This is a genomic window from Geobacter sp. SVR, assembly GCF_016865365.1.
GTDB lineage: Bacteria > Desulfobacterota > Desulfuromonadia > Geobacterales > Pseudopelobacteraceae > Pelotalea.
In genome coordinates this window covers 2,041,711-2,054,064 of record NZ_AP024469.1, presented here as the reverse complement: position 1 = coordinate 2,054,064, position 12,354 = coordinate 2,041,711, and the positions used below count along the sequence as shown (strand labels likewise).

General features: G+C 61.2%; 7 protein-coding genes, 1 tRNA gene and 1 pseudogene. 5 read left to right on the top strand and 4 right to left on the bottom strand.

The features are described 5' to 3' along the window. Window positions 1–124: 124 nt before the first annotated feature. Window positions 125–199, top strand: a pseudogene (locus GSVR_RS22385) (hypothetical protein); the annotation flags it as partial. 563 nt (window positions 200–762) lie between these two features. On the opposite strand, the gene GSVR_RS09510 reads toward GSVR_RS22385, so the two are convergent. Further along, window positions 763–839, bottom strand: a tRNA-Arg gene (locus GSVR_RS09510). A 311-nt stretch (window positions 840–1,150) separates the two neighbouring features. Between GSVR_RS09510 and rsmD the strand changes: the two genes are divergently transcribed. Together rsmD and coaD are read left to right on the top strand one after the other, a co-directional pair. Continuing rightward, complete coding sequence (gene rsmD / locus GSVR_RS09505; protein ID WP_173196498.1) at window positions 1,151–1,714, top strand: 16S rRNA (guanine(966)-N(2))-methyltransferase RsmD; 564 nt, start codon at window positions 1,151–1,153, stop codon at window positions 1,712–1,714. Continuing rightward, entirely contained in the window at window positions 1,711–2,196 is a 486-nt protein-coding gene (gene coaD, locus GSVR_RS09500) for a pantetheine-phosphate adenylyltransferase (RefSeq protein ID WP_173196500.1), read from the top strand. The genes rsmD and coaD overlap by 4 nt, the downstream gene beginning before the upstream one ends. Before the next feature lie 256 nt (window positions 2,197–2,452). Here coaD and GSVR_RS09495 read toward each other — a convergent pair whose 3' ends face one another. Then, window positions 2,453–3,757 (bottom strand): aminotransferase class I/II-fold pyridoxal phosphate-dependent enzyme, encoded by a 1,305-nt coding sequence (locus GSVR_RS09495; protein WP_173196502.1) that lies wholly within the window; start codon window positions 3,755–3,757, stop codon window positions 2,453–2,455. A gap of 154 nt (window positions 3,758–3,911) precedes the next feature. Here GSVR_RS09495 and GSVR_RS09490 point away from each other — a divergent pair, with 154 nt between their 5' ends. Further along, complete coding sequence (locus tag GSVR_RS09490; RefSeq protein ID WP_308936457.1) at window positions 3,912–4,151, top strand: DUF1858 domain-containing protein; 240 nt, start codon at window positions 3,912–3,914, stop codon at window positions 4,149–4,151. A gap of 56 nt (window positions 4,152–4,207) precedes the next feature. Further along, the gene (locus tag GSVR_RS09485; protein ID WP_173196504.1) at window positions 4,208–5,275 is read left to right on the top strand and encodes a PilZ-like domain-containing protein; all 1,068 of its coding nucleotides are present in this window, start codon (window positions 4,208–4,210) and stop codon (window positions 5,273–5,275) included. 90 nt (window positions 5,276–5,365) lie between these two features. On the opposite strand, the gene GSVR_RS09480 is transcribed toward GSVR_RS09485, so the two are convergent. Then, window positions 5,366–9,130, bottom strand: coding sequence for a UvrD-helicase domain-containing protein (locus tag GSVR_RS09480; RefSeq protein WP_173196506.1), 3,765 nt, complete (start codon window positions 9,128–9,130; stop codon window positions 5,366–5,368). Beyond that, on the bottom strand, window positions 9,127–12,333 hold the full coding sequence (gene recC, locus GSVR_RS09475; RefSeq protein ID WP_173196508.1) for an exodeoxyribonuclease V subunit gamma: 3,207 nt from the start codon (window positions 12,331–12,333) through the stop codon (window positions 9,127–9,129). Before recC ends, GSVR_RS09480 begins: the two co-directional genes overlap by 4 nt. Window positions 12,334–12,354 lie beyond the last annotated feature (21 nt).

Sequence of the window (12,354 nt, the reverse complement as noted above, 5' to 3'; positions counted from 1 at the left end):
GGAGGTCTTTAAACTGGTCCGGGAAAAGCGTATAAGCCGCAGCCCGAAGAAATCCCACCCGAGGAGGCTTTCATCACCCCGCCTCCTGACCGGCCTCCTCCGCTGCGGGGAGTGCAGCGCAGCCATGACAATGGCAACCGGCAAGAGCAACGCCTATCTCTACTACCGGTGCACGGCCCGGACAAGAAAACAGCTTGATCTCTGCACGAGCAAAATGATGCCGATGCACAAGCTCGACCAACTCATCCTCAACGCCCTGGCCGACAAGGTCTTCACCTCTGCACGGGTCGCGGCCCTGCTCCGGGACCTGAAACAGCGGCTCGCCGCGGAGGGTGACGTCGATCATCAGGAACTGGCCAAACGACTGGATGCCGTCCAGTTCAAGCTCGACAATCTCATCGAGGCCATTGCCGACAACACTGTTGAAAAGGAAGACGTGAAAGACAGGATCACGGAACTGAAGCGCCAGCGGACCGATATCTCGGCCAAGCTTGCCGCGCACCGGCAGTCACCCCGGGCGCTGGTGGACAGCATCGCTCCTACTGAGATCGCCATGTTCACCGACGTCATGCGTCGGCGGCTTCTGGAAAAGGAGAAACCGTTCTCGAAGGAGTATTTACAGCTTCTTGTGAAGGAAATCGAGGTGAAGGGGAATCAGGCGACCATCAGGGGACGTTACAGTTCGCTGGTGGGAGCGGTGCAGTTTACTGCGGAAAGTAAAAATCTGAGTACCCGGATGGAGTACTTAGATTCAATGAAGTTTGGCGCGCCCGGAGAGATTCGAACTCCCGACAACCTGGTTCGAAGCCAGGGACTCTATCCAGCTGAGCTACGGGCGCTTGTCGCAATCATTGGCAAAGACGACCGTGACAATGGTCACGGCTGCATACTAGCACCTTTTCATCAGGAAAGACAATCCTTTGAAACCCGGACCGGAGATCAATCGAGCCACGGCATGACGCTCGGTTCGTCCTGCTTGCTTCCTTTATTCGAATATATACGTACCATGCGTAAACGATTTGTCACCACCGTGGCCCAAGACGGCTGCCAACCGGCAGGCGCTCCGGTACATCCCTGCGCCTTCCAGCTTGACGCGGATGTCCTTTTTAAGGTAGCTTGCGCTGATTGCAGAGGGAGGATCGGAACACTCATGCGTGTCATAGCGGGAAACGCACGCGGTGTCCGGCTGGAGGCGCCGCGCGGCATGCATACGCGCCCCACGGCCGACCGTGTCAGGGAAGCGCTGTTCAGCATCATTCTGAGCCGGCGTGACATCAAGGATGCCAGGGTGCTGGACATCTGCGCCGGGACCGGGGGCCTGGGCATCGAGGCCCTCAGCCGCGGGGCCGGTTCCTGCTGCTTCATCGAAAACAACCGGCAAGCGTTGACCAGCTTGAAGCGGAATCTGGCAGCGGTGCGGTACGCGGAGCAGGCCAGTGTAATGGAAGTGGAGGCGCTTAAAGCGCTGCGCCTGCTGGCCGGGCGCGCCAGCAGCTTTGACCTGGTATTTTTCGACCCCCCCTATGCCTCGGAACTTTATGCCATGGTGCCCGCCATGCTGTCCGACCTGTCACTGCTGGCTGAAGAGGGTCTGCTGGTGGCCGAGTGTGCAGCCCGCACCATCATGCCGGAGCGCATAGGCGGACTGATGAAGATCGACCGCCGGGTGTACGGCGATACCGCACTGGAGATGTTCACATGGGAGGGTGCATGAAAAAGATTGCCGTCTATCCCGGATCGTTCGATCCGATTACCTACGGTCACCTGGATATCATCAAGCGGGGATTGAAGGTATTTGATCACGTCATCGTGGCAGTGGCCTGCAACTCGCAGAAAAATGCCCTGTTCACCTTTGACGAGCGGGTGGACCTGATCCGCGAAGTGCTGAAAGACGAGAGCCGTGTGACCGTCGACACCTTTACCGGCCTTCTGATAGACTACGTCGCCGCCAGCGAGGCCAGTGTCATCATCAGAGGGCTCAGGGCAATTTCCGATTTTGAATACGAGTACCAGATATCCCAGATGAACAGCAGCATCGGCAAGGGGGTTGAGACGCTGTTCATGATGACCTCTCTCCAGTACGGCTACCTGTCGTCGTCCATCGTGAAGGAGGTCTGCTCCCTCAACGGCAATATCGACGGGTTCGTTCCACCGGAGGTGAAGAAGGCTCTCAGGCTGAAATACAGGCTGGATTGACCTAAAAAAAACACTTCTGCCACGGAGACACAGAGAAACAGAAATATAGACAGGATTCTGGATGCTTTGTTTCTTGCATGAAAAAAGGGCCTGCACTGAAGTGCGGACCCTTTTTTCGTCTTGAAAAACTCAGGTTGTTCAAAAATAGTCAGATCGTCGCACCCGCAGAAAGCCCCCACGGAGGCGTAGCAGCGCTACGCCGCACACGGGGACTTTCGAGGACGCGGCGAGATGGCTGTTTTTCAACAACCAGGGATCAGGTCAGGTCCTGAACTCCCTGGTAGATGATATCGAACAGCTCCTGGATGTTCTCTTCGGCAATACAGGAGAAGGCGATGCGCAGGTCGGTCTTAGTGGTGGAGATAGCGCCCACCCCGTACTTGTCCAGCAGATGGATGCGCAGTTTTTCGGCATCCACGTTCTTGAGCTTCAGGCACATGAAATAACCGGAGTTGAAAGGGTAGTACGTCCAGGCCGAATCGTACCTGCCGCTGTCCAGCACCTGCTTGGTCTTCAGGGCACGCCCCTTCATGATCTGGAATTTCTCTTCCTTCTGGGCCAGGAACTGGGGGGAGCGCAGCGCCTCGATGACCAGGGTCTGGGAGGGGTGCGGGCAGTTGGAAATCTTGGCGCGGATGATGCCCATGGCTTTCTTTTCGAGAGCGGTGATGACCGGGGCGTTCTCATACTCGTTGCCGTCGGCAAAAGTGATGAAGCCGGTGCGGAAGCCCCAGACGAACTCCTCTTTGGTGGCGCCATCCAGTTTGATTGCCAGGACGCGCGGGTGGATGTTGGCCAGCTTGCCGAACAGGGACTCCTTCAGACTGTCCTCGTAGAACAGGCCGAAGTAGGCGTCGTCGGAAATGGCGACCACGTTGCAGCCGGCTTCGGCTACCTCTTTGATGGCCGCTACCAGGGCATCCCCTTCTGCCACGGTCGGGGTGTAGCCGCTGGGATTGTTGGGGAAGTTGAGCAGGACGATGGCCTTGCCCTTTTCCTCGGCAGTATTCTTCAATTCAGCCTTGAAGGCCTCCACATCGTAACCGCCGGTGGCGGTAAAGGTCGGATGCTTCTTGACGATGGCGCCGTTGCAGGTGCCAAAGGTCAGATTGTAGTTGCCCCAGAGCATGTCAGGCAGGATCAGGTGGTCCCCCTTGTCGACGAACATGTCGCCAACGATGGAGAGGCCGTGGGTCAGGGCGTTGGTGACGATGGGGCTGCTGAAGTGCTTGCCGTTCTGGCTGGGATTTTCCCGCAGCATCTTCTCGCGCCACAGGGCGCGCAGTTCCGGCTTGCCGGCCGGCGGCGCATAGGGGTAGATGTCCTTGGGATCAAAGGCGGACAGCTTGTCCTGAATGCACTGCAGAAACATCGGTCCGCCCTTCTCGGTGGCGATGCCGATGGTGGCGTTGTATTTGTGGGCCTTTTCCTTGGCTTCGGCCGATTGTGTCAGGATCCCCTTGGGAAAGAAAAGGTTCTTTCCGAGGTCGGACAGCATCTCCAGTACATGCGGATTATGCTGGGCGAGCAGGTCATTCAGTTCTTGTGCCAATGGGTTCATTGATTCCTCCTGGGCTGATGTGAAAAATGACGTTGGTTCTTGTCTGAGTCGAAGCCGCTAAAACCGTAATTGAACAGTACCGATTGCACTTTGTCAATAGAGAATGTATAGTATTTATCCATGGTAAAGATTCCAATGAGGAACCGGCAAACGGATGAGCAAGGGACGCCTGATGGCTCTGCCCCTTGCAAGCGAGGTAGCCATGATAACAAGAGACATGCTCGTCGCCGACATTATCAGGCAGTACCCTCAGACCCTCCAGGTTTTCAAGCAGTATCACCTGGACTGCTATGAATGCCAGATCGCCGATCTGGAGCCGCTGGAACATGGGGCGGGGGTCCACAAGATCAACATCGAGGCCCTGCTCGATGCGCTCAACAAGACACTTGCATGATACCGGCAGCATGTCCCGCCATCGTTTGTTCCGCCCCCGCTTCGGATAATTGACCCATGAGTTATATCGAACAATACGCCACATATTTTCCAGCCGGAACAAAAGTGGGGGTCGGCATCCCCATGCAAAGCGGCGAACTGTTCCGCGACTGGGCCCTTATCCAGGAAATCCAGGAAGATGTGCTCCAAATCCAGCTCTCCCGCGACGTCTTGCCTGCCGATGTCGACCTGCAGACCGGAAAGGTTCTGGAGGTACGCTGCGGCAAGGAGGGGAAGGGATATCGCTGCAGCGGCGTCTTCGTATCGGCGGGAGGTGAGGGAAACGTATGGGTGCGCCTCACCGGGGATGTGAACTCGAACGAAATGCGGGAGTTCTACCGGATAGACGCTTTCTGGCCCTTCAAGATCGAGATATCCAAAGAACAGAATCCGGATGCGGTTCTCAAGGAATGGCGCACCAGGAAGCAGAACCGGCTCGCCGAAGAAAACCTGCGCAGGGAGGAACTGAAGGACAAGCGCCGCGACCTGCTGCTGAGAACCGCCGAAGGTTCACTGACATCCGAGACTGCCTCCCCTACCCCCCTCCTCCCCCATGAGGCAGAGGAGTTCGATCTGATAGATCCTTCCTGGAACGAGGTCATGGGCTCTGCCGTAAACCTCAGCGGTGGGGGATTCAAGTTCGTCACATCTGACACCTACGAAATCGGGGACCTGGTTTTCCTGGAGGTGTTCATTCCGGGCCGTCCTCCACGCATCATGCAAAGCGTGGCGCGGGTAGTTTTCAAAAACCGCAACTATTTTGCCGGAAAGGACGCGGAATACTACAATGTGGCCGTTAGCTTCCTCTTCATCGATGAGCGGGACAGGGATGCCATCGTCAGTCACATCTCGAACCTCGAATCACTGCGCATCCGCATGCAGCGAAAAGGCTCCGTCCAGGCCGAAAACGGCAGCGGAAAGAACAGGATCAAGCCGCTGAAAATGATAGGCGCGGCCCTCCTGATGCTGGTGCTGCTGGCATTGGCGGTCCTCTATTTCCGGAACTACCTGCATGGGAACATCAAAAACGAGATCCAGGAAACGTTCGAGAGCGGCATCAGAAAATATCTGGAAAAATTCAAATAGTCCAACGCTTGGACTAAAGAGTCGCAAAGAAAGGGGCCACGCGCAGAAAGCGGGCCCCTTTCTTTTTTGCAATGCCGCCCCGGTTCCCGGCTATATCGCGGGCGCAGCCATGTCGGCCAGCAGTTCCAGGTTTGCCCGGCGGATGAATTCCAGGGGGGGGCGGTCGCGGTAGATGCCGCATTCGGGATCATGGCGCGCAACCCCTCTCAGGAATACGTAGATCGCCCCGCCGAAATGGGTCTCGTAGTCGTAACCGGGCAACCGCAGTCTCAGCAGGCGGTCCAGTGCCAATGCATAGAGGTGGTATTGCAGAATGTAGGCATGCTGCACCATGGCATGCTTCAACTGGCGCTGGCCGTACGCCTCGCGCCGGTCTCCCAGATGATTCGATTTCCAGTCGACGATATAATAGCGGCCGTTGTATTCGAACACCATATCAATGAACCCCTGCAGCATGCCGCGGGTCTCCTGCAGGTTGAGCGCGGCCAGCACTTCCGCGAAGTCGCCGTGCCGCAGCGGGTCCAGCAAGCCGTGAAACACCTCCCGCAACCGCGCCCCGCTCAAACGCCTCAGCGGCAGGTAAAATTCCATCTCCGTCAACCAGGAGCCCGGTGCGAGAGCTGACAGGGAAAATCCCGGCTCCGACACGATCAACGGTGCCGCGGTCACCTCGTTCAGCATGCGGCTCACGGCCGGCAGCCAGCGTTCGTCGTAGCCGTTGCGCTGCAGGCTGGCCAGGCACGACTCTTTCATCGCATCGGCCTCAATCCGGCTGAAGTCGAGCGTTTCGAACAGTTCATGCAGACAGGTGCCCGCCTCGGCGCCCCGTGGAAAATCGAAGATCGTGACCCCCGTTTCTGTCCGGAGCTGTTCCTTACCGGCTGTGGAGAAGGCGGACCCTCCGGCAGTCGGGAGCAGGGCATCGTGATCGCGAAACTGCATCTGCCGGTCACCTGCTCCGGCAATGGCACTGAAGCTGGAAATGCGCCAGTCGCCGGGAACAGCGGAGGTGAGCCGGCGGCAGGCAAAGACCGCGGCTGCATCAGTCCCTGCGCGATATTCGGGAGGAGAGACATCCTGCGGCATGAGCTGCACAGCAATGGCTGAGCTCCCCTCTCCTGCCGATCGGCCGGCCAGGGCCGCAATGTCATCCACAAGTTCCTGATCGCTGGCCGCGGCAAAGGCCTTGGAATCCCTGAAACGGGAGCCATGCAGCAGCCTGCGCAGCGGCGAACCATAGGCGCCGTTGACGCCCCCCCAGGCCAGGTAACAGAGGAACTGGGCCCGCGTTACCGCCACATACAGCAGCCGGGCCGCTTCGGCATCCTGTTCGGCCCTGGCCCGCTGTTTATGGTCGCTTTCGCGCTTGTCGGAACCGAGATCCAGCACCATCCTGCCGTGATCGTCGTGGAACAGTATGCGGCCGTTTCTGGCAGAGGGGGCATCCCAGGCAAAGGGGAGGAACACCACCGGATATTCGAGCCCCTTGCTGGCATAGATGGTGGAGATGACAACGGCATGTTCGTCGGTTTCCAGGCGCAACAGCGCGGTCTCGTCCTGCTGCTCGCCGGTGATGCGCCGCTCCAGCCAAACAATCGAGGCTTCCAGCCCGGCACCGTGCTCGCGTTCCGCCTGGTGCAACAGTTCCAGGCAATGCAGGATATTGGTCAGGCGCCGTTCCCCCCCGGCATGGGCCAGCACCTGCTGCCTGACACCGCATTCGTCTAGCAGGTGGGCAGCCAGCGCCATAACCCCACCGGTCAGGGCAGCCTGATGCAGCTCCCGGAAACGCATCAGCCACGTTTCCCAGGCCACGTCATTGTGCCCCAGTTCGAACAGTTCCTCTGCCGAAAACCCGATCAGGCCGGTCAGAAGCGCCTCACGCACCAGGGCGCCCTGCCCCGGCTCGGCCGCGGCACGCAGAATCCGCACCAGGTCGTGCGCCTCGGCGCTCTCGAAGATCGTGGCGCTGCCGTGCTGGACCGACGGTATGCCGAGCGCACCCAGGGCCTGCTGGACGCGGTCGGCCTGGTAATGTGCCTTGACCAGCACGGCAATGTCCCCCGGCTGGAGCGGTCGCCGGCGGTCGTCCTTGCCGATGATCTCGCACCCTCCGGCCAGCAGACGGGCGATTTCAGCCACTGTGGCTCCAATGGCGGCCGTACGCGCGGAAGCGGTGTCCAGCGGCCTGCCCTGATCTTCGCGTTGATGCACCCAGAAACGCAACGGCTGCTCCAGCGCAATACCGTTCTGCAGGAGCTGTTGATGGGGAGAGCGGCCCGACGAGACGTCATGGTAGGCGATCTCCGCGCTGAGAAAAGGATCTTCCCCGCTGAAAAGGGTATTGATGCCCCTGACCAGGGCATCGCTGGAGCGGCGATTGATGTCCAGGGTCCAGCGCCTGTCCCGGCCGATGGCCCGTGCCGCCGCCAGATAGGCATGGATGTCGGCTCCCCGGAAACTGTAAATGGCCTGTTTGGGATCGCCGATCAGGAATAACGGATACGAAGCCGCGCCGGACACTGCATCAGCGGCATCAAACAGCGGGCCCAACGAGGGGCGTGAGGAATTCGGGCAGTCGGGAGAGGAGGAACACTTTCCCGTGTACGGCTCATCAAAGGGGGGAGGACATGCAGCTCCGGATGTTGCATCGGCTGGGGCAAGGCCTGCCAGGCGGGCAAAGATCTGCCACTGCAGCGGATCGGTATCCTGGAATTCGTCGATCAGCGCGGCCCGGTAGCGCTCTCGCAGCGCCGAGGCCAGCCGCTCACCGGATGCTGCCTCCAGCGCCAGGTGCAGATCCAGCAGCAGATCGTCGTAGCAGCGCAGGTTCAGGGCCTGCTTGCGCCGCGCCAGCTCCTCCCGCAGCCATTGTCCGAGTGCTGCCTGGTAATGGATCAATTTATTCCGGCAGGCCTCTTCCAGCAGCAGTGCCGCCTCCTGCAGCTGCCGGCAGAGTTCGAAGAAAGGGTGGTCGGGCAGGATGGAATCCTTCTTGCGGGCCGACTCGATCTTGGTGGTCGTGAACAGGCTCAGGCAGGCGCCCCCCTGTTCGAGTACGCCGGCGGACAGCTGGTCGTCCAGCCGGCGCGCTGCTGCTTCGACCCGCTCCTGTTTATAGGAGGTCTGGTTCAGCTTGGCTTGGCAGAGCTGTTGGATGATCGGACCGCGCTGCGCCTGCCACATGGCCGCCACCCTCGGCAGCAAGGCGTCGCGCGCCTCGATCGGCCCCGAGAGATCGGGGTCGGCTGTTTCGGGGATCACCTGCAGGCCAAGATTCTGGAAATGCCCTTCAAAGGGGACGGCCAGTTTCTCCGGGGTCATGCCCCCGGCAACCAACCATTCCAGAAACGGCCCCTTCTCGGGCATGATCCGGGCACGCCAGAAGTCGTCGCACACCCGCTGCACCAGCGCGGACTGGTCGGCGGTCATTTCGCTTTCAAACAGCGAGCCGCTTTCAAAGGCGTTCTCCTGCAGCGCCCGCTGGCAGAAACCGTGGATCGTGAAAACAGCAGCATTGTCGAAGGCATACAGGGCGCGCGTCAGCAGCCTGGGGGCCATCTCGGGATCGACCCTGCCCGGCGACAGCAGCACCCGCTCCAGGTCGTCCACCGGTTCCCGGCCGGATAGGTACAGTTCGAGCGTGTCGCCCAGACGTTTCCTGATGCGGTCGCGCAGCTCGGCCGTGGCGGCCCGGGTATAGGTCACCACCAGGATTTCTTCCGGACGCAGTCGTTTTTCCAGCACCAGCAGGATGTAGAGGGCAGTGATGGTCCATGTTTTGCCGGTGCCGGCGCTGGCCTCGATCAGGGCCGGGGCGGAGATGTCGAAGCCGGTCAGGGTCAAGGTTTTCATGGCTGCTTCTCCTCGACCGCCACAGCCTTGATCGGCTGGAAGACCCGCCGGGCAAGCCGCTCGAACTCCGCATCCAGCGGGTTCTGATCGCCGAAGCAGATTGCACAGGCAGGGCTGGCGGACTGAGGGGGCTGGGGAGCCCGGTCGCTTCCGTCCCAACGGGCCTGCGCCTTTTCCATGCCCTCGCTGAAGCAAAGCCACGACACCTGTGGAAAAAAGCGGAGCGGACTGCGCAGCCCCTCCCGGTACAGCTCCAGCAGATCGGCCAGGATGGCGGCGGCATCGGACAGTGGTGCCAGCGAAAGGTGCATGTCGCTGCAGACCAGCAGGCTGGTGCGGGGATAACCGGCAGGGTGCAGCGCATTCAGGATCAGATGGGCTACCCACAGGTCGAGACGCTCCCTGGCCTTCATGCTTCCGCAGCGCCAGTGCAGATGGCATCCCGCGCGGATGTCGTCCAGCACCCCGGTCAACAGCATGCCGTCATGCCTGAACTCGAAGGGGAGCGGATCAAGCGGGTTGCCCATGAGGGGGGCCAGACCGGCGGCAAAGGCACGGCTCTCCTCGGTGATCTTCGCAAAGGCGGCCTGTCCCGCTTCCAGCGGCGGCAACTGCGCCCCGGCCCGGGCGACCCGGTAGTAGTCATCGGCATCTCCGCCAGCCAGTTCCAGGCGCACCAGTTCCTGTCTGAGGCGGTAGCCGGCCAGGCCGTCGAGGGTGAAAGGTTCGCGCTCTTCCAGTTCTTCCAGCAGTCCGTGAGGACGGACATGCAGGCGCCGGGCGAGAAAAAAAGCGGCCGGATCGGCCAGAAACCGCTTCAGATCGGCAAGTTCGATGCGCCCCAGCAGTTCGGCATCGTCCGGCAATACCCCCTGAATGAAACGGCGCGGTGGACATCCCGATGCCTGCCGCGCCAGCAGTGCATCGCGATACACACTGGAATAGCTGAACAGCGCCGGGCTGTCCCCGTTGCCGAAATAGCCGGGGCTGAAGGCCTGCAGGCGGTGCCTGGTCAGGATCTCCGGAGGCTGCCCGGTATCCTGCCGGACAAAGCCGCGCCGCACGTAATCCATCAGCTCCGCCACCACCACCGACGGGGGGATCAGCGAGTTGTCCCGGTCGCTCTGACCGGTATAGCTGATGCAGAGCCGCTCTTCCGCCGCCAGGATCGCCTCCAGAAACAGGTAGCGGTCCTCGTCCCGCAGTGACCGATCGCCGCGCCGGCGCGGCCCCGACATGAGACTGAAGGAGGGCTGGCGCCTGGTGCGGGGAAAAGCGCCGTCATCCATGCCTGCCAGACAGACCACCCGGAAGGGGATGCTGCGCATCGGCACCATGGCGCAGAAGGTCACGCGCCCCCCCATAAAACCGTACCCGCCGGAGGTTTCGTCCAGGAGCCCCTGCAGGCAATCGCGTACCGCCTCCAGGCTCAATTCGTTGTTAAATCCGAGTGATGTCTGGACCTCCCGGAGTGTCTGCAGCGCGTCGAAAATCGGCTTGAGGCCATGCTCGCCGTCGTCTCCCCCCATCATTCTCCGGGCCAGGAGGGTCAGGAAACCGGCCCATTCGGCCGGGGTACGCCGATGGTTCAGCTCTTCCGCCCCCCACCGCACCGCCTCGACAAACTCGGCCAGCTTGCCCAGCGTCAAGGCTCCCTGCCCCTCCCCCGACCGGCAGGGCAACAGGCCGGCGAACAGGCGGTCCCCGTCCGGTTCCATGGCATATCCCAGCATCAGCCGCTTCAGCGCGGCGGTCCAGCTAAAATCTTCGTAGTGGGGAAAACCGAGGTGTGAGCGCTGCCCGGCATCGTATCCCCAGGCCACGCTGGTGTTACGCAGCCAGAGGCGGATATCCTCCAACTCCTCCGGGGTGATATCGAAGCGGGCTAGGATCGGGGGAGCTTCCAGCAGCTCCAGGATCTGATTGACTTCGAAGCGGCTGCCTTTGAGATCCAGCAGGCGGAAGAAGGTCTCCGCCCTCCGGTTCTCGTGGCGCCGGCTACGGTCGGCGATGGTGAAGGGAATCGCCGGCCGCCCCCCGGACTGCACGCCGAACACCGCAGCGATGTAGGGGGCGTAGGCCTCGATATCGGGAACCATCACCGCCACCTGGCGCGGCTCCAGCCGGTCGAGCCCGTCGAACATGTCCAGCAGGTTGTCGTAGAGCACCTCCATCTCCCGCAGTGGCCCGTGACAGGCGTGCACCTGCAGGGAGCGGTCCCCCGGCCGAACGGAGACAACGCCGTCCCGTCCGCTGTCACGCAACAGGAGAATGTCGCGCTTGAGGGAGTCCAGCAGGCTGTCGCCCGGCAGAATATCCTCACCGTCCAGGTCACGGGTTGCGAAACCCCGCTCCAGAAGCAGGTCGTGGAACTCCTGCCCCATGGTTCCCAGGGACGAGAGCAGCGGGTTTCCGGTGTCGTAGTACGACTCGGACCCGGGCGCCTCGCGCACGGTCAACTCGGCCAGCCGCCGCTGGGAGATGATATCCCCCCAATACGATCCGCAGGGGTTCTGAAGGTAGCAGGTGACCTCAGTGCAGTGCGACAGCAGCGCAAAGGCATCCAGATGGAACGGGGGGAGATAGGAGATGCCGAACAGGCTGATGCGGCGGGGGAGCCCGACGGCCTGGGCGAGACCGCCAGACAGTCGCTCCCGGAAAGATTTCAGCAGGGCCGCCCGGTGCCGGCCCAAGCGGCCGGCGGAGATTTCGCGCCACAGCTCCGGCTGCCATCCGTTATCGGCGCCTCTATCCCAGGCCAGGACCATTTCCGGCCGAAAAATGATATACTGATCGAACAGGTCTGCCATGGTACGGGAGAACTGCAACAGCCGGCGGTCGTCATGCCCCTTTCCCATATAGCCGGCCACCTGCTCGAAGCCTCTCCGGGAGAGCAATCCGGGCAGGCAGGCGGCAATGCTCCAGGTCATGGCATCGCGCGTAAAGGGGGAATCGGGGGGCATATCCGGCAATACGGCGCGAAAGCAGTCGTCGATCACCTGGTTGGGAAACCGGAAATCAAGGCCGGCGCCGATTCCCCGGAGGCCGGCCAGCTCGATCGAGATCCAGCGCGCCATGCCGGTGTTCAGCACCACCACGGTTTCCCGTTCCAGTACGGACACCGGCGAACGGGAGAGATCTTCGGCCAGAGCGGCCGTCAGGCGGCTGAGAGAATGGCTGGTAACGACCTTGAGTTGCTTCATGGCGCACAACTATACCCGAAA